The organism is Klebsiella sp. K5-204 (assembly GCF_030128585.1).
GTDB classification, from domain to species: domain Bacteria; phylum Pseudomonadota; class Gammaproteobacteria; order Enterobacterales; family Enterobacteriaceae; genus Klebsiella; species Klebsiella quasipneumoniae.
Genome location: NZ_JAKUZS010000013.1, coordinates 13444 through 35411, shown reverse-complemented (window position 1 = coordinate 35411; position 21968 = coordinate 13444). Strand labels below are relative to the sequence as shown.

The 21968-nt window shown below is 57.5% G+C and carries 18 protein-coding genes; 2 read left to right on the top strand and 16 right to left on the bottom strand.

Annotation, left to right across the window (positions count from 1 at the left end; translation table 11 throughout):
- Positions 1 to 58: 58 nt before the first annotated feature.
- The 15 genes from thrP to trxA all read right to left on the bottom strand — a co-directional run bounded on the left by thrP (position 59) and on the right by trxA (position 16592).
- Positions 59 to 1444 (bottom strand): bifunctional threonine/serine APC transporter ThrP, encoded by a 1386-nt coding sequence (thrP, locus tag MKR05_RS24870; protein WP_086075723.1) that lies wholly within the window; start codon positions 1442 to 1444, stop codon positions 59 to 61.
- Positions 1445 to 1650: 206 nt separating this feature from the next.
- Positions 1651 to 2391, bottom strand: a complete 741-nt coding sequence (gene wecG, locus MKR05_RS24865) for a lipopolysaccharide N-acetylmannosaminouronosyltransferase (protein ID WP_023291561.1) — start codon at positions 2389 to 2391, stop codon at positions 1651 to 1653.
- 11 nt (positions 2392 to 2402) lie between these two features.
- On the bottom strand, positions 2403 to 3749 hold the full coding sequence (gene wzyE, locus MKR05_RS24860; RefSeq protein ID WP_284118923.1) for an ECA oligosaccharide polymerase: 1347 nt from the start codon (positions 3747 to 3749) through the stop codon (positions 2403 to 2405).
- Positions 3746 to 4822 carry a TDP-N-acetylfucosamine:lipid II N-acetylfucosaminyltransferase gene (locus tag MKR05_RS24855; protein WP_048296403.1) on the bottom strand — a complete coding sequence of 359 codons (1077 nt, stop codon included), beginning with the start codon at positions 4820 to 4822 and terminating at the stop codon, positions 3746 to 3748. The genes wzyE and MKR05_RS24855 overlap by 4 nt, the downstream gene beginning before the upstream one ends.
- A complete protein-coding gene (gene wzxE, locus MKR05_RS24850) occupies positions 4819 to 6069 on the bottom strand; it encodes a lipid III flippase WzxE (RefSeq protein WP_048296402.1) in 1251 nt (416 codons plus the stop codon). Before wzxE ends, MKR05_RS24855 begins: the two co-directional genes overlap by 4 nt.
- Position 6070: 1 nt before the next feature.
- A complete protein-coding gene (rffA, locus tag MKR05_RS24845; RefSeq protein WP_044521751.1) occupies positions 6071 to 7201 on the bottom strand; it encodes a dTDP-4-amino-4,6-dideoxygalactose transaminase in 1131 nt (376 codons plus the stop codon).
- A gap of 4 nt (positions 7202 to 7205) precedes the next feature.
- Positions 7206 to 7880, bottom strand: coding sequence for a dTDP-4-amino-4,6-dideoxy-D-galactose acyltransferase (gene rffC, locus MKR05_RS24840; RefSeq protein ID WP_060591403.1), 675 nt, complete (start codon positions 7878 to 7880; stop codon positions 7206 to 7208).
- Positions 7858 to 8739 (bottom strand): glucose-1-phosphate thymidylyltransferase RfbA, encoded by an 882-nt coding sequence (gene rfbA, locus MKR05_RS24835; protein WP_023291555.1) that lies wholly within the window; start codon positions 8737 to 8739, stop codon positions 7858 to 7860. Before rfbA ends, rffC begins: the two co-directional genes overlap by 23 nt.
- Before the next feature lie 18 nt (positions 8740 to 8757).
- On the bottom strand, positions 8758 to 9825 hold the full coding sequence (gene rffG, locus MKR05_RS24830; protein WP_087824604.1) for a dTDP-glucose 4,6-dehydratase: 1068 nt from the start codon (positions 9823 to 9825) through the stop codon (positions 8758 to 8760).
- Entirely contained in the window at positions 9822 to 11084 is a 1263-nt protein-coding gene (wecC, locus tag MKR05_RS24825) for a UDP-N-acetyl-D-mannosamine dehydrogenase (RefSeq protein ID WP_064158501.1), read from the bottom strand. The genes rffG and wecC overlap by 4 nt, the downstream gene beginning before the upstream one ends.
- Entirely contained in the window at positions 11081 to 12211 is a 1131-nt protein-coding gene (gene wecB, locus MKR05_RS24820; RefSeq protein WP_072013405.1) for a non-hydrolyzing UDP-N-acetylglucosamine 2-epimerase, read from the bottom strand. Before wecB ends, wecC begins: the two co-directional genes overlap by 4 nt.
- Before the next feature lie 56 nt (positions 12212 to 12267).
- Complete coding sequence (gene wzzE, locus MKR05_RS24815; protein WP_032429045.1) at positions 12268 to 13314, bottom strand: ECA polysaccharide chain length modulation protein; 1047 nt, start codon at positions 13312 to 13314, stop codon at positions 12268 to 12270.
- 13 nt (positions 13315 to 13327) lie between these two features.
- Positions 13328 to 14431, bottom strand: a complete 1104-nt coding sequence (gene wecA, locus MKR05_RS24810) for a UDP-N-acetylglucosamine--undecaprenyl-phosphate N-acetylglucosaminephosphotransferase (protein WP_004886849.1) — start codon at positions 14429 to 14431, stop codon at positions 13328 to 13330.
- A gap of 240 nt (positions 14432 to 14671) precedes the next feature.
- Positions 14672 to 15931: a transcription termination factor Rho gene (rho, locus tag MKR05_RS24805; protein ID WP_002883293.1), complete on the bottom strand. Its 1260-nt coding sequence runs from the start codon at positions 15929 to 15931 to the stop codon at positions 14672 to 14674.
- Between the two features lie 331 nt (positions 15932 to 16262).
- A complete protein-coding gene (trxA, locus tag MKR05_RS24800; RefSeq protein WP_002883224.1) occupies positions 16263 to 16592 on the bottom strand; it encodes a thioredoxin TrxA in 330 nt (109 codons plus the stop codon).
- Positions 16593 to 16934: 342 nt separating this feature from the next.
- Between trxA and rhlB the strand changes: the two genes are divergently transcribed.
- Together rhlB and gppA are read left to right on the top strand one after the other, a co-directional pair.
- Positions 16935 to 18200 (top strand): ATP-dependent RNA helicase RhlB, encoded by a 1266-nt coding sequence (rhlB, locus tag MKR05_RS24795; protein WP_023291550.1) that lies wholly within the window; start codon positions 16935 to 16937, stop codon positions 18198 to 18200.
- A 117-nt stretch (positions 18201 to 18317) separates the two neighbouring features.
- On the top strand, positions 18318 to 19808 hold the full coding sequence (gene gppA / locus MKR05_RS24790) for a guanosine-5'-triphosphate,3'-diphosphate diphosphatase (protein WP_023291549.1): 1491 nt from the start codon (positions 18318 to 18320) through the stop codon (positions 19806 to 19808).
- Between the two features lie 51 nt (positions 19809 to 19859).
- Here gppA and rep read toward each other — a convergent pair whose 3' ends face one another.
- Entirely contained in the window at positions 19860 to 21884 is a 2025-nt protein-coding gene (gene rep / locus MKR05_RS24785) for a DNA helicase Rep (protein WP_004886858.1), read from the bottom strand.
- Between the last annotated feature and the right edge of the window lie 84 nt (positions 21885 to 21968).

Below are 21968 nucleotides of genomic sequence, written 5' to 3'. Positions count from 1 at the left end.
TGTCTAGTGCCTTTTAAAAGAAAATTATCGTTTGCTCATGCTTTGTTCGTTTTGGCGCTTATTCAGCCGTATTATTGACTTGCCCCTGCCTTCCAAGGCCAAACACCTTATAAATCAGGGTAACGGCAGCAAGGAAAATAATGCCGACAAAGAGCGACATCCGGGTTTCATCATTCAGCCCCATCCCGACCAGCACGCAGATCAGGAAAGCCATGGTGAAATAGTTGGCCCACGGAAACAGCAGCGAACGGAACGGATGGCTGGCTATCGCTGCCTGATGTACGCGACGGAAACGCAGCTGACTAATCAGGATCACAAACCAGGGCACCATCCCCGGCAGGACGCTGGCGCTATAGACATAGACAAACACCCGCTGCGGATTAGGAATGATGTAATTCAGGCAGGAGCCTACCAGCAGAATCAGAATAGACAGCGCCACGCCGACGGCCGGAACGCCGTTGCGCGATACCTTACCGATCGCCGCCGGCAGCTGACGGTTCTTCGCCAGGGCGTACAGCATACGTCCGCAGCTGTACATCCCGCTGTTGCAGCCGGAAAGCGCCGCCGTCAGCACCACAAAGTTGATAATCCCCGCCGCGGCGGTAATACCGATTTTGGCAAACGTCAGTACGAACGGGCTGCCGTTGGAGCCGATTTGATCCCATGGGAAGATGGTGACGATAACGAAAATCGCGCCGACGTAGAAAATCAGGATCCGCCACAGCACTTTGCCCACCGCGCTGCGCAGTGTGACCTGCGGATTTTTCGCTTCACCAGCGGTAATGCCGATGAGCTCCACGCCCTGATAGGACGCGACCACGATACACAGCGCCGTCAGGAAGCCCTTCCAGCCGCCGGCAAAGAAGCCGCCATGTTCGGTCAGGTTGCCAAAACCGATGGAGTGGCCGCCGTTGCCAAAGCCGAAGAAAATGACGCCCAGGCCCACGACGATCATCACGATAATGGTGGTCACTTTAATCATGGCGAACCAGAACTCGATTTCACCGTACAGCCGGACCGCCGCGAGGTTAGCCAGCGCCACCAGCCCCACGGCAATTAACGCCGGGATCCACTGCGCCATCTCCGGGAACCAGAACTGCACATAGACGCCGATGGCGGTAATCTCAGAGATGCCCACCGCCATCCACATAAACCAGTACGACCAGGCGGTCAGGTAGCCGAAGAAGGGGCTCATATAGCGATGCGCATACACCGCGAAGGAGCCGGTGACGGGCTCAAGGAACAGCATTTCGCCCATTGAGCGCATAATGAAAAAGACGAACAGGCCAGCGATAATGTACGCCAGCAGCACGGAAGGCCCAGCCCACTTCAGGGTACTGGCCGCCCCCATAAACAACCCCACGCCAATCGTCCCCCCAAGGGCGATCAGTTCAATATGCCGGGCCTCCAGTCCACGCTGGAGCTCCGCTTTTTTCTCAGTCATATATCCTCTTGTGTTTGCCGTATTCCGGGTACTCCCGGTTATTGTTATTAACTGAACTCATAGCCTTGCCGACGCGCAGGTCTCCCCCCGCGCGTATGAAGCCTGCGAATGGTTAATGAATTTTATGGAAATGGCAAATAAAGTATCAGGCGAGTAAAGACATTAAACAGAAAATGGACACAAACTCGCCAGAATGCAGAGGAATATTAGAGTTTATTGGTGTAATGCCAACGTAAATATCGTAGCAGCCGAGCCTGCCTTTTAATCCGGCTCGGCTGGGAAACCAGGCGGTAAAACCACTCCAGCCCCAGATCCTGCCAGAACTTCGGCGCCCGATGAACGTGCCCGGTGAAAACATCGTAAGTGCCGCCGACGCCCATATACAGCGCGTGCGGGTACAGGCGCCGACAGTCGCGCATAAAGATCTCCTGACGCGGGGACCCCATGGCGACGGTGACGATTTTCGCCCCGCTGTCGCGAATGCGTTCGAACAATGCCTGCCGTTGCTCAGGCGCAAAATAGCCGTCCTGGCTGCCGACGATATTCACCTGCCAGCGCTGGCGCAGGCTGGACGCCGTCTGCGCCAGGACTTCAGGTTTACCGCCGACCAAAAACACCGGAGTGCCTTCAGCGCCGGCGCGCTGCATTAACGCTTCCCAGAGATCGGCTCCCGCCACGCGGGACACCTGGGCCTGCGGATATTTTTTACGCAGCGAACGTACCACGCTGATGCCATCCGCATATTTAAACTCCGCCGCCTCAATCAGCGCCCGCACCTCGGGGTTATCCTCTACGGCCAGCATTTTCTCGGCATTAATCGCCACCAGCGTCCCCTCCCGGAGAACGCCGTCGGCATACAAATAATCCAGAGCGTGCTGCATATCGCGCCAGCCTATGAGCTGCAGCCCTCTTAACAGGTACAACGGCGCGGAAATGGTCCCAGTCATGTCCATCCTTCTCAGACTTGCGGTTGCGAAAGCGGTTTTACGCGCTTATGAATCAGTCCCACGCTATCCAGGAACCAGTACAGCAGTTTCGCCGCCAGCAAGCAGATACCAAAGATCACGAGGAAAAACACCACGCGGGAGCCGAACGAATCCAGCCCCTCGCGCGCCAGCACTATCATGTTGAAGATAGCGCCGAAACAGAAACTATGCAGGATTGCCGCTTTATAGCGATTGCTCTCCCGGTTGCCGAGCTCATACAGCCAGTCGAACCATTTAATAATCAACCCGACCGCCACAGCGCCCAGCGGCACAAACCAGACGCCGCCCATCACCACCAGCGAGCCAATCAGCGTCGGCGAAATCGCCAGCCCCGAATGGTTGTTTAACACTTCCCAGGTGAAGTAGTTGGCGGTATTGAGCACCATCGTCGGACGACCGTGCCACATCCAGCTGGGGATAAAGACGTAGAAGTCGCGGATCATCGGCGCCAGCCCCTGGAAATAGATCTTGTCATAGTTTTGCAGCAGCAGCGCCAGGTTCTCCCACGGCGAGAAGGTATCGCGTGTGAGATAGAGGAAGGTATAAAACGCTTCGTCGCCGCTGACGTTCATCCCGTAGCGCTTCAGCGCCAGCCAGAACATGCCGACGATGCCCAGCACGCCCGCCGCAGCCAGCATCCACAAGCTGATCCAGCCGCGAATAATGCCGATAAACAGGAAGATGGCGAAGGCGATGATGATATTGGCGCGAGTCCCGCCGACGATAGCGTAGGTCAGCAGACCAAAGGCCACGGTGCTGACGAGGAAGAAAATCCACGCCTTATAATCCTGGCGCAGGAAATAGACCACCAGCATCGCCGGGATAAAGAAGTAGAAGAAGCGCTTCAACGCCACGCCGGAGACTTCAGCAGAGAAAATCTGGCTGTAGGAGTTGAGCTTAAACAGCAGGAAACCATTGTGGGCGAAGAAGATGCCGACGCACAGCAGCGCCAGCCCCATCAGTATGCCCCACGCCAGATGGGTTTCCACCCGGTTCATGGTAAACAGCGGCCGACGCGTAACCTCACGCGATGCCGGACGCAGCCGCGTTTTATAGGTCACGTAGTAGATCGCGTAGAAGCACACCGCGATCAGCAGCGTCTGCAGCAAAATCTCCGGCGGCGCCACGCTGACGTCAAAGCGGAACACCAGAATACTGGTCAGCGGGAAACCGAAGAAAAAGGTCAGCAGAAACAGCAACGAGAAAAAGACGTTGAAGTTGAAGCGTACCCGACGGAACTCAAACCAGGTGGCGGTGGCGATAAACAGCGTCGACAGCAGCCAGACCACCAGCAGCCCGCTAAATTGCATTAACGTCATGCCTGCCCCTCCGCCGCTAACCGTAGCGCCCGCTGCCAGCCCGTCAGATAGTTCGGCCGGAAGAAAGCGATACCCGACTTATCCACGCTCGCCAGCTGGCGCTGCGCTTCGCGCACCACGCTGACGTCCAGCGCATCGCTGGTGAACAGCACCGGCACATGCTGCTCGGTCATATCCTGCCAGAACGGGTTTTCGCGGTTGAGCACGCAGGGAATGCCCGCCTGAATCAACAGGCACAGGGTGCCGATCCCCTGCTGACGCGCAAACAGGAAATAGCCCAGATCGCAGCGGCGCAGCAGCGCCAGATAATCATGAAACTCAAGCTTCTCGCTGAGGATCTGCAGATGCTCGCGACTAAACAGCGCCGCCCCCGCCTCACGAACCTCATTGATATAGGCCTCGTTATTCGCCGGATAGCCCATCGGCACGATGACGTTTACCGTATCGCCAAACTGCTGATGGATAGCCTTCAGCGCGGCAATATGTTCATTGCTGCGATCCCCGGAGTTGCCCACCAGAATGGTCAGCGTGTCGCCGCGCGGCGCGTTTTCGGCCAGGGTATTCAGCGCCGGATCCATACGCGTCGGGAAGTAGAGCAGTTCGCCCGGAACGCGCGGATGGCGGTTAGCGAACCAGCTAAGATCGCCGCGGGTGGCGAAAACGCGCCCCACCCGCCCCTGCGCCAGGCGGCGCAGCGGATAGAACAGGCGGAACTTCAGGCTGGTCGCATTTTCATACAGATCCGCCCCCCAGATATGCCAGTTAAACTGCGATGGGCGGATACCGCCGCTCAACAGCGCCAGCCACAGGCCGGTATTGAACTGGCCGTGGAAGAAAAAGCGCTGCTGACGGTTGGCTTTGGCTTGCGCAATCACCGCCTGCGCCAGCGACTTCTTCCCCGGATAGCAGGTGATGTCCAGCGCCGGATACCCATCACGCACGCTGGCCTCATCACCGACGACCATAAATCTCCTGGCCTGCGGATCGGCGGCCAGTTCGTCGTTAAAGAACCGCAGTACGGTCTGGTTATGATGCGGGATATCCGATCCCAGTACATGTATCAGTGCTGTCATGCCCGTTTACGCCAGAGTAAAAACACGCCACTACAAAGGGCGAAATAAACAATATAAGTGGCCATATACGCCTGCGCCGCGCCAACCGCGCCGTGCGCCGGTATAAGCCAGTGTGAGAATGCGGTCAGCAGCGTGAACTGGCTGATTTCCGTCAGAATATAAAAACGCAGCGACGCTTTAGCGATCACCAGATAGCCATAGACGTAGGCGCCTACTTTTAAAACGTCGCCCACCAACTGCCAGGCGAACAGGTCTCGCATCGCGGTAAAGCGATCGGAAAACAGCAGCCAGATGGCAAAATCACGCAGCAGCCAGACCGTCAGGCTCGCCGCCGCCACTGCCGGCAGGACGAATTTCAGCGACTTGACTATCTCGCGGGTGATATCCGTTTTGGCGCTCAGCCGCGACAGCGTCGGCAGGAGATAGACGCTGAACGAGGCGGTAATAAACTGCAGATAGGCATCAGAGATACTGCTCACCCCCTGCCAGATACCGACCGCCTCCCAGCCATAATGCGCCGCCAGCAGATTACGCATCATCACATAAGCCACCGGCAGGGTCACTGAGGTTATCAGCGCCATCAGGGTAAATTTCGATAGCTGTCCCGCCAGACCGTTATCCCAGCGCGGACGCAGGGCGTTCAGCGGAATATTACCCCGCCGCCAGAGCATGATGCCCGCCGGGATCACCACCAGCGCCGGCACTAACGCCAGCCCCAGCAGCGCCCCCTGGTAACCACCGAAGTAGTAACAGGCATAATAGGCCGCCACGCCAATCAGGCTGCCGGCAATCAGCGAGAAGGCGTTTCCCGCCGCATCGCGAAAGCCTTTCATCAGCGCCAGCAGGAAGTTCGCCCAGGCGATCCCCATCTGCACCAGCGCCACCAGCCGTACCAGATTCTGATAATGAGTATGACCGAACAGCCCCTGGCTTATCGGCGCCGCCGCCAGTAAAAACACCAGCGCCAGCAGCGTGGAAAAGCCAAGCACCATCGCCGACGAGGTGCCCACCACCTGCTTCAGGCGCGGGGGATCGTCGTGATGCTGAGCCACCAGCTTCGTGACGCCGTTAAATATCCCGGCCCCGGCCAGCACGCCGAGCACGGTGACCAGTTGCCGGAAGTTACCGGCCTGGCCAACGCCCGCGGGCCCAAACGAGACGGCCAGCAGCTTGACGACCAACAGCCCGGCGCCGATTTTGACCAGCGTCGAGGCCGCCGTCCACAATGAGGCTTTTGCTAACGACATATCAGGAGAAGTAGCTCAGCAGCGAGTTAATCACCGTCCGCTGGTTCACCACAGACAGATTGTAAAACAGCGGCAGGCGTACCAGGCGCTCGCTCTCCTGGGTGGTATAGCGGTCTTCACCGTGGAATTCGCCGAAGTGTTCGCCTGCCGGACAGCTGTGCAGGGGAATGTAATGGAATACCGCGAGGATCTCCGCCTCTTTCAGCCAGGCGATAAGCCTGCTGCGATCCTCGATATCGCGCAGCTTAATGTAGAACATGTGCGCGTTTTGCCCGCAGTCAGCCGGGACCGTCGGCAGTTCGATACGTCCCGCGCGGGCCAGCGGCAACAGCGCGTCATAGTAATTCTGCCACAGCGCCAGACGCTGCTGGTTGATGCGCTCCGCCGCTTCCAGCTGCGCCCACAGATAGGCGGCCTGCAGGTCGGACATCAGATAGCTGGAGCCAATGTCCCGCCAGGTATATTTATCCACCAGGCCACGAAAGAACTGGCTGCGGTTGGTGCCTTTTTCGCGAATGATCTCCGCACGTTCCACCAGCGTGCGATCGTTGATCAGCGTCGCCCCGCCCTCACCGCCGGCGGTGTAGTTTTTAGTTTCATGGAAGCTGAAGCAGCCGATATGGCCGATGGTGCCCAGCGCGCGCCCCTTGTAGGTGGACATCACCCCCTGCGCGGCGTCTTCCACCACGAACAGGTTGTACTTGTCGGCGATGGCCATGATGGTATCCATCTCGCAGGCTACGCCAGCATAGTGCACCGGGACGATCGCCCGGGTTTTATCGGTGATAGCGGCTTCGATTAACGTTTCATCGATATTCATCGTATCGCGACGGATATCGACAAAGACGATTTTCGCCCCGCGCAGCACAAAGGCATTGGCGGTGGAGACAAAGGTATAGCTGGGCATAATCACTTCGTCGCCCGGCTGGATATCCAGCAGCAGCGCGGCCATCTCCAGCGAAGCCGTGCAGGAAGGGGTTAGCAGGGCTTTTGCCGTGCCAAAACGCTGCTCCATCCACTGCTGGCAGCGGCGCGTAAAGCCGCCGTCGCCGCACAGCTTGCCGCTGTTCATCGCAGACTGCATGTAATCAAGCTCGGTTCCAACCACCGGCGGCGCGTTAAATGGGATCATGGGGTCACCTGTATAGCCAGTAGGCGGTGCTTTCCACATTAGCACCGCTGAGAATATAACGTTTAAGCGCGGCGGTGTTGCCCATCTGGGTCGCCACCCGCAGTGTAGAAAGTCCGCGCGAAGCGGCCCAGTACCGCGCCGCCTGCATCAGCTGCGCCCCGGCGCCGCGTCCGGCCAGCAGGCCGATACGCGCCTCGGTGGCATTGAGCTGGCGCAGGGAGACAAAGGCGCGAATATCGCCCTCTGGATGGCGGTAAATCAGGCACTGATGATCGAAGGTGCCGCGCACCGCATTTTCAATCCACTGGGCATAGAAACGGCCGCTGGCGTCGGCAGCATACCAGGGCGCGCGAAAGCGGCTCATCGCAAAGGCCTGCGCCGCCTGCTCGCGCAGTGGCGCAATATCCGCCGCCACGGCGACGTCGGCGCCCGCATCCGCAGGGTTGCCCACCGGTAGCGCCAGATCGACCTCGCCTTCCACCAGCTGAAAACCCAGCTGCTGCAGCGCGTCGAGCCGGACGGTGTCGCTGGCGGCTACCTTCGCCTGCACTCGCGACCACCCCGCCAGCGCCTCAGGCGTCAGCCGCGGCGCATGCTCGTCAAAGTGAACGACGGCGCTGTTAACGGCAAAGAAGCGGTTCTCCCACTCCAGGGGATCAATACTGGCGCGGACGGGCACGGAGCAGATCCAGCAGATATTGGCCGTAGCCGGTTTTTTCCAACCGCTTCGCCGCGTGTTTGACGCCGTCGTCGTCCAGCCAGCCGTTGCGCCAGCCGATCTCTTCCAGACAGGCGATTTTGAAGCCCTGACGCTTCTCGACGGTCTGCACGAACATGCTGGCCTCGATCAGGCTATCGTGGGTGCCGGTATCCAGCCACGCAAAGCCGCGTCCAAGCAGTTCGACGGTCAATGCGCCATCTTCAAGGTACATCTGGTTGATAGAGGTGATTTCCAGTTCGCCGCGCTCGGATGGCTTGACCCGTTTGGCGTACTCCGCCACCTTGCCATCGTAGAAATAGAGACCGGTGACCGCCCAGTTCGACTTCGGCTGCTTCGGCTTCTCTTCCAGCGACAGCGCGCGAAAGTTGTCATCAAACTCCACCACGCCAAAGCGCTCAGGATCCATCACCTGATAGCCAAAAATCGTCGCCCCTTCCGTGCGGGCAGCCACGCTGCGCAGCTTGGGGCTGAAGCTCTGGCCGAAGAAAATATTGTCGCCTAACACCAGGCACGCCGGTTCGCCGTTAAGAAAGGCTTCGCCGATGATAAACGCCTGGGCTAAACCATCCGGCGTCGGCTGTACGGCATAGTGCAGCGCAATGCCAAATTCTGAGCCATCGCCGAGCAGGCGCTGGAAATCGCGTAGATCGTCCGGCGTGGTGATGATCAGGATCTCACGGATCCCGGCCAGCATTAATACCGACAGCGGGTAGTAGATCATCGGCTTATCGTAGATCGGCAACAGCTGCTTCGACACGCCGCGGGTGATGGGATGCAGTCGCGTTCCGGAACCCCCCGCCAGAATAATACCTTTCATCATTCCCCCCAGAGATGATTAGCCTTGCAGTCCAAGACGCTCGCCCTGATAGCTTCCGTCCTGAACCTGGCGCCACCATGTCTCGTTCGCCAGATACCACGCCACGGTCTTACGCATACCAGAGGCAAAGGTCTCAGCCGGCGTCCAGCCCAGCTCACGGGCGATCTTCGAGGCATCAATGGCATAGCGCAGATCGTGGCCCGGGCGATCGGCAACAAAGGCGATCAGGTCGCGATAGTGCGCCACGCCCTGCGGCTTATGCGGCGCCAGCGCTTCGAGCAATTCGCAAATGGTTTCCACCACCTCGATGTTTTTACGCTCGTTATGACCGCCGATATTGTAAGTCTCGCCCGGTTCGCCGCGGGTCGCCACCAGATACAGCGCTCTGGCGTGATCTTCCACGTACAGCCAGTCGCGGACCTGCTGTCCATTGCCATACACTGGCAGCGGCTTGCCTGCCAGCGCGTTGAGGATGGTCAGCGGGATCAGCTTCTCGGGGAAGTGATATGGGCCGTAGTTATTCGAGCAGTTGGTGATAAGCGTCGGCAGGCCATAGGTCCGCAGCCAGGCACGCACCAGGTGGTCGCTGCTGGCTTTCGAGGCCGAATAGGGGCTGCTTGGCGCATAGGGCGTGGTCTCGGTAAAGAAATCATCGCTGCCGTGCAGATCGCCATACACCTCATCGGTGGAGATGTGATGGAAGCGAAACGCCGATTTTTGCGCCGTAGCCAGCGTATTCCACCAGCTACGGGCCGCCTCCAGCAGCGTATAGGTGCCCACGATATTGGTTTCAATAAATGCCGCCGGGCCGTCAATCGACCGATCGACATGGCTTTCCGCCGCCAGGTGCATCACTGTATCCGGTTGATACTGCACGAAAATACGGTCCAGCTCGCCGCGGTCGCAGATATCCACCTGTTCAAAGGCGAAACGCGCATCCTGCGCCACCGGCGCCAGCGACATTAAATTGCCGGCGTAGGTCAGTTTATCCACCACCACCACGCGATCGGCGGTGTGCTGGATAATCTCCCGCACTACCGCCGAACCAATGAAGCCCGCGCCGCCGGTGACCAGAATGGTTCTCACCGCCACACTCCTTTGGTGTCGATGATATACGCCTGGGTGACGCTGTCGCCGCTAACGGCTTTAAATTCATTGTGATCGACCAGCATCACCAGCACGTCGGCGCTGGCCAGCGCCGCATCGAGGGTCGCCAGCGTACACAGACCCTCGAGTTTCTTCGGCAGCGCGTGAATGTTGGGCTCAACTACCTGCGTCGTGCCGCTGTGCCAGCGGGCAATCTGCGCGGCAATTTCCATTGCCGGGCTTTCGCGCAGGTCGTCAATATTCGGCTTAAAGGCGAGGCCAAAACAGGCAATGGTCAGCTCGCTGGCCCGTTTGTTGGTGGCATTCAGGCAGTCAGCTACCTGCGCCTTCACCTGTTCGATAACCCATTCCGGCTTGTGGTCGTTGACCTCACGAGCCGTGCGGATCAGACGCGCCTGCTGCGGGTTTTGCGCCACGATAAACCACGGGTCGACGGCGATACAGTGGCCGCCGACGCCCGGTCCCGGCTGCAGGATATTCACTCGCGGATGGCGGTTCGCCAGGCGGATCAGTTCCCAGACGTTAATGGCCTGATCGGCGCAAATCAGCGACAGCTCGTTGGCAAAAGCGATGTTGACGTCGCGGAAGCTGTTTTCCGTCAGCTTGCACATCTCGGCGGTACGCGAGTTGGTCACCACACATTCGCCTTCGAGGAAGATTTTATACAGCTCGCTGGCGCGAGCGGAGCAGACCGGCGACATGCCGCCGATAACGCGGTCGTTTTTAATCAGCTCGACCATCACCTGGCCGGGCAATACCCGCTCCGGGCAGTAGGCGATATTCACGTCCGCCGCTTCACCCACCTGCTGGGGAAAGCTGAGGTCCGGGCGCATCTCCGCCAGCCACTCAGCCATCTGTTCGGTCGACCCGACCGGCGAGGTGGACTCGAGGATCACCAGCGAGCCTTTCTTTAACGTCGGCGCAATGGATTTAGCCGCCGACTCGACAAACACCATATCCGGCTCGTGGCGATCTTTAAACGGCGTCGGCACGGCAATCAGGTAGGCATCCGCTGCCACCGGGGTGGTGGTGGCGCTTAAATATCCCTGCTCGACCGCGGTCTTCACCACGCTCGCCAGGTCCGGCTCCACGATATGAATCTCTCCACGGTTAATGGTCTCCACGGCATGTTGATTGACATCAACGCCGACCACCCGCTTCTGCCGGGAGGCGAACGCGGCAGCGGTTGGCAGCCCGATATAGCCAAGGCCAATCACTGAAATGGTAGAAAAACTCATAGCATTACCTGATTATTTTTAAGTGCAGACAAAATTCGACGACATGCTTCGCCATCGCCATAAGGATTATGCGCGCGGCTCATCGCCTGGTATGCGGCATCATCCTCCAGCAGTCGCGTGACTTCCGCCACGATGCGCTGGCTGTCGGTGCCCACCAGACAGACGGTACCGGCGGCCACCGCTTCCGGACGTTCGGTCATATCGCGCATGACCAGCACCGGTTTCCCCAGGGAAGGCGCCTCTTCCTGAATACCACCGGAATCGGTCAGGATGAGCCAGGCCCGATCCATCAACCAGACGAACGGCAGGTAGTCCTGCGGTTCAATCAACATCACGTTGTCGATATGGCCGAGAATACGGTTCACCGGTTCGCTGACGTTAGGATTCAGGTGAACCGGATAGACAATCTGCACCTCAGGGTGGGTATGGGCTATCTCCGCCAGCGCCTGGCAGATCTGCTCAAAGCCGAGCCCAAAGCTTTCCCGCCGATGGCCGGTAACCAGAATCATTTTTTTACCGTGGCTAATGAAAGGATAGCGCTGCAGCAGGGTCTCCCGTAGCGCTTCATCGCCCAGAACGCGATCGCGCACCCAGAATAGGGCATCGATGACCGTATTCCCGGTCACCGTGATGCGACTGTCGGCAATGTTTTCCCGCAGCAGATTCTGCCGCGAGGTTTCCGTAGGGGCGAAATGGTACGTCGCCAGATGCCCGGTCAGCGTACGGTTGCCCTCTTCCGGCCACGGCGAACTTAAATCGCCGGTCCGCAGACCCGCCTCTACATGGCCCACCGGTATGCGCTGGTAAAACGCCGCCAGGCTCGCCGCCATCGTGGTGGTGGTATCGCCATGCACCAGCACCACGTCGGGTTTAAACGACTCCAGAACTGGCTTCAGCCCCTCAAGAATACGGCAGGTGATCTCGGTGAGCCCCTGCCCCGGCTTCATGATGTTAAGATCGTAGTCCGGGGTGATGGAGAATAGTTTCAACACCTGATCGAGCATCTCCCGATGCTGCGCGGTCACGCATACTTTCGCCTCAAAATGAGGATCCTTTGCCAGCGCATGGACCAGAGGAGCCATCTTGATGGCTTCCGGCCTCGTGCCAAATACAGTTAGTACTTTCACATCGATTCTCTTCGATTAGGCGATGAAGGTCATTTGCCCTTCACCACAGGCCGCAATCACAGGACACGACGACGCGATAACGCCACGCCTGCGCCGATGAGCGCACCCACAATCCCCCACATCACCATCAGAAATACACGGCGCGGGCTATCGCGTTTTACAGGTTCTTCCGGCGTTCGCAAATACCGGTAAGTCTGAAAACGCGGATCCAACGTTGGACCGACGTTCAACGTGCTCAGCATGGCGCGATTCTGGTCGTAATCGAGGTCATATTCCGGTCCGACGGCCTGCAGGTTTTCCAGTCTGGCCTGCAGCATCGGCCTGCCCAATAAAAATAGCTCTGAATCCGGCAACTGATCGGCAGGAACATCCGTTTCGCTGCGCGAGATATTATGCTGCTGAGCGACCTTCAGTGCTTGCTCCACGCTGTGGGTCCGGCGGTTGAAAATAGCCTCGGCCACTTCTTCCTGGCGCTTCACCTGCGCCTTCATTTGCACCGTTCGCGCCGCCCAGGCGCCTTTGAGCTCGTCGTTAAGATGGCCAGCCGCCCGCTGGCTGGCGAAAGCCACATACTGGCGCAGCAAATTATTGGCATCCTGCCCGGTCTCGGCGGTCAGTTTGACGCTGTCGTTGACGCTCTTGGCCGCATCGCCTGGCATAAACTGGATATTGTTAATTAAATCATCCAGCATCGCCGCATCGGCGCGAGCATTACCCGACTGTCGCTGCTTGTAGTAGTCCGTTTGCAGCCAGAAATCACGCCGGGTATCCCAGGAGGCCAACTGCATGATGAACTCTTTATACGCTTCATCCATGGCGGAAGGCTGATCTACCGAGGCCAGGTCGGCTTTGATATCCAGATTGCGTAAGAACTGCTGCTGGGAATAGTACCCCCCCAACATGTTGACAGTAGGCCGATCGGTGATCGCCGTGGCGCTCCACTCCTGGCGAGCAAAGAAGGTGTACACCAACACGATAGCGGCGAAGAGTACAGCACCGCCGACTATCCAGCCTTTTCCTGCCCATAAAGCGCGAAACAGCCCGCGAATATCCAGCTCGTTCTCAACGTTCACTGATTGTGCTCCCGGTAATGGTTGAGTCATCACATCCCCAGCTTTACTTGGTTAGTTTCGGATTATTGCCGCTGTGTCGCCGAATTCTGCGTCTGATGCGCTTAACCAGACGCGCCACTTTCCAGGCGCGCTTAATACAGTAGCCATAAAGGAAGAAGGCCACCAAAAAGAGAATTAACATCACCCATTCCGGCACAATGCGGGTATATTCCGCCGCGACGCCAACCAGCGCCAGCAGGGCAGCGGCCAGGGTGATCAGGACGAACGCCTGGCGGGAAGTAAACCCGGCGCGCATGATCAAATGATGAATATGCTGCCGGTCCGGTGAGAAAGGACTCATGCCTTTGCGCAGGCGGCGATACATAATCGCCACCATATCCATCAACGGGATAGCGATAATCCACAGCGCGGTGACCGGGCTGATGGGATGCGTTTTACCTTGTGTGGTTTCCAGCAGGATCCAGATGATGGTGAAGCCAATCATGGTGCTGCCGGCGTCACCCATAAAAACTTTATAGCGGCGGCCGAGGGCGCCAAGATTAAGAAGAATATAGGGCAGAATGGCGGCGATCATCGCAAAACACCACATCGCCAGGCTGTACTGACCGTCAAACCAGAGGATGATCCCGGTCGCCGCAAAGGAGACGGATGACAGGCCGCCGAGCAGGCCGTCAATCCCATCGACCATATTAAACGCGTTGATGGCGGCCCAGACGGCAAACAGAGTGAGGAAGAAGCCGAAAGGCCCCAGCACCAGCTCCCACGAGCCAAAAATAAAGCCCAGACTACTCAGATGCAGATTCCCTGCCATCATCATAATCACGGCGATCGCGGCCTGAATGACCGCGCGAATTTTCACGCTGATGTCGAAGCGATCGTCCAGCGCGCCAACCAGCACCAATACCCCCGCACAGGCCAGATACAGCGAGGCGTGAGGAATATAATAATCGGCGATGGCGAAGGTGAAACAGATGCCTGCATAAACTGAGATACCACCGACCAACGGAATCAACCCCTGATGCCGTTTGCGATAGTTTGGTTTATCCACTAACCCAATCTTTTTTGCCACTTTCCGCGCGACAAAAATAAAGAGGGTCGTGAATAAGAAAATACTGATTAATTCAGTAATAGCAGTGAGTAAATTCACAACGCATGTGCTCTCAGCATAGTTAATCCGGGAAGTATAGCGATGATGCCCCAACTCCAGAAGGGGAAAAGCAGAACATTACAAATTTATTGTATAGATTTTAGTCTGTTAAAGCTGTCTCCGCCTGCTGTCCGGCGCCATTATACGACAACTTTCGTCCCGCTTTCTCTGTCTCTGGATCATACAAATCCCAAAATGAAAACGCCACGCAAAGGCGTGGCGTTTTTGGCTTTTTTTACCTTACGAGCGCTTCATCATATCGAAGAAGTCATCATTCGTCTTAGTCATTGCCAGTTTATTAATGAGGAATTCCATCGCGTCGATCTCACCCATCGGATGGATAATTTTGCGCAGGATCCACATTTTCTGCAGCTCTTCCTGAGTGGTGAGCAGCTCTTCTTTACGCGTACCGGAACGGTTGTAATCGATAGCCGGGAAGACGCGTTTTTCAGCAATCTTACGAGAGAGGTGCAGCTCCATGTTACCGGTGCCTTTAAACTCTTCGTAGATAACTTCATCCATTTTGGAGCCGGTGTCGATCAGCGCCGTGGCGATGATGGTCAGGCTGCCGCCCTCTTCGACGTTACGCGCCGCACCGAAGAAACGCTTCGGACGGTGCAGGGCGTTGGCGTCCACACCACCGGTCAGCACTTTACCGGAAGCCGGGACCACGGTGTTGTAGGCGCGCGCCAGACGGGTAATGGAGTCAAGCAGGATGATAACGTCTTTCTTGTGTTCAACCAGACGTTTCGCTTTCTCGATAACCATCTCAGCAACCTGAACGTGACGGGATGCCGGTTCGTCGAAGGTGGAAGCAACCACTTCACCTTTCACCAGACGCTGCATCTCGGTCACTTCTTCCGGACGTTCGTCGATCAGCAGCACCATCAGCACGCAGTCCGGATGGTTGTAAGCGATGCTCTGCGCGATGTTCTGCAGCAGCATGGTTTTACCGGCTTTCGGCGGCGCGACGATCAGACCACGCTGGCCGCGGCCAATCGGGGAAGCCAGATCCAGTACGCGAGCGGTTAAGTCTTCGGTAGAACCGTTACCACGCTCCATACGCAGACGAGAATTCGCGTGCAGCGGCGTTAAGTTCTCGAACAGGATCTTGTTACGGGCGTTTTCCGGCTTGTCGTAGTTAACTTCGTTAACTTTCAGCAGCGCAAAGTAACGCTCACCCTCTTTCGGAGGACGAATCTTACCGGAAATGGTGTCACCAGTGCGGAGGTTGAAACGGCGGATTTGGCTGGGGGATACGTAGATGTCGTCAGGGCCGGCGAGGTAGGAGCTGTCTGCGGAGCGGAGGAATCCAAATCCATCCTGCAGTATCTCCAGTACGCCGTCGCCAAAGATATCTTCGCCACTCTTCGAATGCTGCTTGAGGATGGCAAAAATAATATCCTGCTTACGCATACGAGCCAGGTTTTCCAGCCCCATATTTTCGCCGAGAGTAATCAGCTCAGAAACCGGCGTATTCTTTAATTCGGTAAGATTCATAGTGGTGTGGGTTCTTAAACTCGGGGTAAATCTCGAACTTAATGTTGTGAATGGTATGGCAGGAACTTCCATGCCTGTTAACGGCCTTCATCTCGTGTCTGTACGTCGCCTGGTCACAGGAAAGAACGCAGAACTGAAACGACTAGACGGAATGAGTGAAAAGCCCGGAATTAATAGCTTCACGCGCATTTTTTGCGGGATGCTTCGGGTAAAACAAGATTCAAACAAGGTATGTTTAAAACGAAGTCTGTGGATTAACTTAGCACGACTCCAGCCGGGCGTCCAGAGTTCCGCAAAAAATAGGAATCTGGACGCCGGAACAGCAATTCGCTTACGCCAGGTTGGCGTCGAGGAACTCTTTCAGCTGACCCTTGGACAGTGCGCCGACTTTGGTGGCCGCCACTTCGCCGTTTTTGAACAGCAGCAGGGTTGGGATGCCGCGAATGCCGTACTTCGGCGCGGTGCCCGGGTTCTGGTCGATGTTCAGCTTAGCTACGGTCAGTTTGCCCTGATACTCTTCAGCGATCTCATCCAGAATCGGGGCGATCATTTTGCACGGACCACACCACTCTGCCCAGAAATCGACGAGGGTCAGCCCGTCAGCCTTGAGTACGTCCGTGTCAAAACTGTCGTCAGTCAGGTGAATAATTTTATCGCTCATATTTAACTCCACAGGAATAAGCCTGGTGTGTTGGTGTCGTAGCCATCAACGACGCGCTGCGGCTACGTTATGCACGCTATTCTTCAGGATACCTCAATTCTCTGGTCTGCCAACTGGCGCGATCCCTCATGGACCCACCCTTTGACGCCAGGGTCACCTGAACGCGCACTGCATATTGCAGATTTATCGCTCCCGGCTCGCTTAGTGGTCTAAGCTATCCTGGATTCGTTCAGTTACCGTAGACGTACCTTGAATAATTTCGTACACCGCCAACGAAAGGTTGACGTTATTTCACCGGATACGCTTTCTTAATGCAATAGTTAGCTGATATTCTACCACACTATGAGCAAAACACATTTAACAGAACAGAAGTTTTCCGACTTCGCCCTGCACCCGGCAGTCATTGAAGCCCTTGAAAAGAAAGGGTTTCATAATTGCACACCTATTCAGGCCCTCGCCCTTCCGCTGACGCTGGAAGGCCGCGATGTCGCCGGGCAGGCGCAAACCGGTACCGGTAAAACGATGGCGTTCCTGACGTCGACGTTTCATTATCTTCTCTCTCACCCGGCTATCGCCGATCGCCAGGTTAACCAGCCGCGCGCGCTGATTATGGCGCCGACGCGCGAACTGGCGGTACAGATCCACGCGGACGCTGAACCGCTGGCGCAGGCCACCGGTCTGAAGCTGGGTCTGGCTTACGGCGGCGACGGCTACGATAAGCAGCTGAAAGTGCTGGAAAGCGGCGTCGATATTCTGATCGGTACCACCGGTCGTCTGATCGATTACGCGAAGCAAAACCACATTAACCTCGGCGCCATTCAGGTCGTCGTGCTGGACGAAGCCGATCGCATGTACGATCTCGGCTTTATTAAAGATATCCGCTGGCTGTTCCGCCGCATGCCGCCGGCCACTCAGCGTCTGAACATGCTGTTCTCCGCGACGCTTTCTTATCGCGTACGCGAACTGGCGTTCGAACAAATGAACAACGCCGAGTACGTTGAAGTCGAGCCGGAACAGAAAACGGGCCACCGTATTAAAGAAGAGCTCTTCTACCCGTCCAACGAAGAAAAAATGCGCCTGCTGCAGACGCTGCTGGAAGAAGAGTGGCCCGATCGCGCCATCGTCTTCGCCAATACCAAGCATCGTTGTGAAGATATCTGGGGCCATCTCGCCGCCGACGGCCATCGCGTAGGTTTGCTGACCGGCGACGTGGCGCAGAAAAAACGTCTGCGGATTCTCGAAGAATTTACCCGCGGCGACCTTGATATTCTGGTCGCGACTGACGTTGCCGCTCGTGGCTTGCACATTCCGGCCGTGACCCACGTCTTTAACTACGATCTGCCGGACGACTGCGAAGATTACGTTCACCGCATTGGCCGTACCGGTCGCGCTGGCGCCAGCGGTCACTCCATCAGCCTCGCCTGCGAAGAGTATGCGCTGAACCTGCCGGCTATCGAAACCTATATTGGTCACTCAATTCCGGTCAGCAAGTACAACCCGGACGCGCTGATGACCGACCTGCCTAAGCCGCTGCGCCTGACCCGTGCGCGTCCAGGCAACGGCCCGCGCCGCAGCGGTCCACCGCGCAATCGTCGTCGTTCAGGTTAAGAACTCTATGCTATACGCTCAATCATTCAGAATGTGCCAGGGCGCGTTTCCCCGGCAACCCGCTCAGTTACACGGATTGGGCACAAGCGCCCCGTCGACCAGGGAGCCTTCTGAACGATGAAGAGCATGAGCTCCACCTCGCTGTATGCCGCCATTGATTTGGGCTCCAACAGTTTCCATATGTTGGTGGTGCGCGAGGTGGCTGGCAGTATCCAGACGCTGAGCCGGATTAAGCGCAAAGTTCGTCTGGCCGCCGGCCTGAATAGCGACAACACGCTCTCCGCAGAAGCGATGGAGCGCGGCTGGCAGTGCTTACGCCTGTTTGCCGAACGCCTGCAGGATATTCCGCCGGCGCAAATCCGCGTCGTGGCCACCGCCACGCTGCGTCTTGCCGTCAATGCCGGCGAATTTCTGGCGAAAGCGCAGGAGATCCTCGGCAGTCCGGTACAGGTCATTAGCGGTGAAGAAGAAGCGCGCCTGATTTATCAGGGTGTCGCCCACACCACCGGCGGCGCCGATCAGCGTCTGGTGGTCGATATCGGCGGCGCCAGCACCGAACTGGTGACCGGCACCGGCGCGCAAACGACCTCGCTATTTAGCCTGTCGATGGGCTGTGTGACCTGGCTTGAACGCTATTTCGCCGACCGCAGCCTGACGAAAGAGAATTTCGATCTTGCCGAGGCGGCCGCGCGTGAGGTGCTACTGCCCATCGCCGATGTGCTGCGCTATCACGGATGGAAAGTGTGCGTTGGCGCCTCCGGCACCGTTCAGGCTCTGCAGGAAATTATGATGGCGCAGGGGATGGATGAGCGGATCACCCTGACCAAACTCCAGCAGCTTAAACAGCGCGCCATCCAGTGCGGACGCCTGGAAGAGCTGGAGATCGAAGGCTTAACCCTTGAGCGAGCGCTGGTGTTTCCGAGCGGGCTGGCGATCCTTATCGCTATCTTCAGCGAACTGAATATTCAGTGTATGACCCTCGCGGGCGGCGCATTACGGGAAGGGCTGGTGTATGGCATGCTGCATCTCTCCGTTGAACAGGACATCCGCAGCCGCACTCTGCGTAATATTCAGCGTCGTTTTATGATCGACACCGAACAGGCCCAGCGCGTCGCTGGTCTCGCCAGCCACCTGCTCAGCCAGCTGGACGGCTGCTGGGAACTGGATCCGCTGAGCCGCGATTTGCTCCTCAGCGCCTGTGCGTTGCATGAGATTGGCCTGAGCGTGGATTTTAAGCGCGCGCCGCAGCACGCGGCCTATCTGGTCAATAATCTCGACCTGCCCGGCTTTACCCCAGCGCAGAAGAAGCTGATTGCGACGCTGCTGCTTAACCAGACTAACGCCATCGACCTCTCATCGCTTCATCAGCAGAACGCCGTCCCGCCGCGGGTTGCCGAACATCTTTGTCGCCTGCTGCGACTGGCGATACTCTTTGCCAGCCGGCGGCGTGACGATTTGCTGCCCGCCATCAATCTGGTGGCCGATGATGAAAAACTGTCCCTGACGCTGCCGGAAAACTGGCTGGATAATCACCCGCTTGGGGCTGAGCTGATCGAACAGGAATGCCAGTGGCAAAGCTATGTGCACTGGATGCTTGAGGTGAAGTAATACGCTGAACATTGCCGGGCGGCGGCTTCGCCTTACCCGGCCTGCTTATCGCTATCCTTTCTCTTTAGCTTTTGCCAGCATGGCGCGAATGTTCGCCACGTTAGCCTGTCCTTTATGCATTCGCTCTTCAGCGGTAATCACTTTGCGCGCCTGCTCCCAAATCAGATCGTCCTGGGGTAGCTCGAGCAGGAAACGGCTCGGTTCCGGGCGCACCACCTCACCATACTGCCGGCGCTCCTTACAGAGCGTAAAGGTCAGCTCTTTCTGCGCACGGGTGATGCCCACGTAGGCTAACCGGCGCTCTTCATCGACGTTATCTTCATCAATGCTGCTCTGGTGCGGGAGCAATCCCTCTTCCATGCCCACCAGGTAAACATACGGGAACTCCAGCCCTTTTGAGGCATGGAGGGTCATCAGCTGCACCTGATCCAGCTCTTCATCCGATTCGCCGCGCTCCATCATGTCGCGCAGCGTAAAGCGGGTGACCACCTGCGTCAGGGTCATCGGCTCATCGATTTCGCTGCCTTCCAGCATCTCGGTCATCCAGGTGAACAGCTGGTTGACGTTTTTCATACGCATTTCCGCGGCTTTCGGGCTGGGCGAGGTTTCATACAACCAGGATTCGTAATCAATCCCGCGGATCAAGTCGCGCACGGCGTTGACCGGCTCGCGTTCGGCCAGTTGCTGGATCTCGCGCAGCCAGTGGGTGAAGCGGGTGAGTGATTCATAGCCGCGCCCGGTCAGCGTCTGACTAAGACCCATATCAAAGCTGGCGGTGAACAATCCTTTGTTGCGGCCCATCGCCCACTCACCGAGCTTTTGCAGCGTCGCCGGGCCGATCTCGCGCTTCGGCGTGTTGACGATACGCAGGAAGGCGCTGTCGTCGTCCGGGTTGGTCAGCACGCGCAGATAGGCCAGCAGATCTTTAATTTCCGGGCGCGAGAAAAACGACGTGCCGCCGGAGATTTTGTACGGGATGCGGTTCTGCATCAGCATCTTTTCAAAGACCCGCGACTGGTGATTGCCGCGATAAAGGATCGCGTAGTCTTTGTAATTGGTTTTATTGATAAAGTGGTGGGCGATCAGTTCCCCGGCCACGCGCTCCGCTTCATGATCTTCATTGTTGGCGGAGAGCACTTTCAGCTCAGCGCCGTATCCCAGTTCGGAGAACAGACGCTTTTCAAAAACGTGCGGGTTGTTGGCGATCAGAATGTTAGCGGCTTTCAGAATACGCCCGGAGGAGCGATAGTTCTGCTCAAGCTTGATAACCTGCAGCGCCGGGAAGTCCTGGCTGAGCAGCACCAGGTTCTGTGGCCGCGCGCCGCGCCACGAGTAGATCGACTGGTCATCGTCGCCTACCACGGTAAAACGCGCCCGCTGGCCCACCAGCAGCTTCACCAGCTCATACTGGCTGGTGTTGGTATCCTGATACTCATCCACCAGCAGGTAGCGGATCTTATTCTGCCAGCGTTCGCGCACCTCCTCGTTGCGCTGCAGCAGCAGCGTCGGCAGCAGGATCAGATCGTCAAAATCGAGGACATTGCAGGCCTTCATATGCGCATCGTACAGTCCATAGCAGTGGGCGAAGATGCGGTCCCGTTCGCCTTTCGCACCCGCGGCGGCCTGGGCCGGGGTTTTCAGATCGTTTTTCCAGTTGGAGATCGTCGATATCAACTGCTGGAGCACCACTTTGTCATCTTCGATCAACCCTTCGGTCAGCTCTTTGAGCAACGCCACCTGGTCGGTATCGTCGAATAAGGAGAAGTTAGACTTCATGCCCAGCGCGGCGTATTCCCGCTTGATGATATCCAGCCCCAGGGTGTGGAAGGTGGAAATCATCAGCCCGCGCGCCTCTTTGCGCCCCAGCGTTTGCCCAACGCGCTCTTTCATCTCGCGCGCGGCTTTGTTGGTAAAGGTCACGGCCGCGATATGGCGCGCCTGATAGCCGCAGCCGCGGATCAGGTGGGCGATTTTATTGGTGATCACGCGGGTCTTACCGGAGCCGGCGCCCGCCAGCACCAGGCACGGTCCGGTTACAAATTCGACGGCTTGTTGTTGGCCAGGGTTTAAACGCATGGGAGTCTTGCTCAATCTTCGAACGGGGTGGGGATTGTAGCAGAAAGCGGAGCCGAGATTTACCGACTGATGGTAAAGTGAAGA

What these genes read in the sequence shown, in the direction of transcription:
- rfbA (WP_023291555.1), bottom strand. Translation starts at nt 8,739, where the DNA reads ATGAAAGGTATTATTCTGGCGGGGGGTTCCGGAACGCGACTGCATCCC.
- wecG (WP_023291561.1), bottom strand. Translation starts at nt 2,391, where the DNA reads ATGACTGGGACCATTTCCGCGCCGTTGTACCTGTTAAGAGGGCTGCAG.
- MKR05_RS24855 (WP_048296403.1), bottom strand. Translation starts at nt 4,822, where the DNA reads ATGACAGCACTGATACATGTACTGGGATCGGATATCCCGCATCATAAC.
- rep (WP_004886858.1), bottom strand. Translation starts at nt 21,884, where the DNA reads ATGCGTTTAAACCCTGGCCAACAACAAGCCGTCGAATTTGTAACCGGA.
- thrP (WP_086075723.1), bottom strand. Translation starts at nt 1,444, where the DNA reads ATGACTGAGAAAAAAGCGGAGCTCCAGCGTGGACTGGAGGCCCGGCAT.
- rffA (WP_044521751.1), bottom strand. Translation starts at nt 7,201, where the DNA reads ATGATCCCATTTAACGCGCCGCCGGTGGTTGGAACCGAGCTTGATTAC.
- trxA (WP_002883224.1), bottom strand. Translation starts at nt 16,592, where the DNA reads ATGAGCGATAAAATTATTCACCTGACTGACGACAGTTTTGACACGGAC.
- wzxE (WP_048296402.1), bottom strand. Translation starts at nt 6,069, where the DNA reads ATGTCGTTAGCAAAAGCCTCATTGTGGACGGCGGCCTCGACGCTGGTC.
- wecC (WP_064158501.1), bottom strand. Translation starts at nt 11,084, where the DNA reads ATGAGTTTTTCTACCATTTCAGTGATTGGCCTTGGCTATATCGGGCTG.
- rho (WP_002883293.1), bottom strand. Translation starts at nt 15,931, where the DNA reads ATGAATCTTACCGAATTAAAGAATACGCCGGTTTCTGAGCTGATTACT.
- gppA (WP_023291549.1), top strand. Translation starts at nt 18,318, where the DNA reads ATGAAGAGCATGAGCTCCACCTCGCTGTATGCCGCCATTGATTTGGGC.
- wzyE (WP_284118923.1), bottom strand. Translation starts at nt 3,749, where the DNA reads ATGACGTTAATGCAATTTAGCGGGCTGCTGGTGGTCTGGCTGCTGTCG.
- wzzE (WP_032429045.1), bottom strand. Translation starts at nt 13,314, where the DNA reads ATGACTCAACCATTACCGGGAGCACAATCAGTGAACGTTGAGAACGAG.
- rhlB (WP_023291550.1), top strand. Translation starts at nt 16,935, where the DNA reads ATGAGCAAAACACATTTAACAGAACAGAAGTTTTCCGACTTCGCCCTG.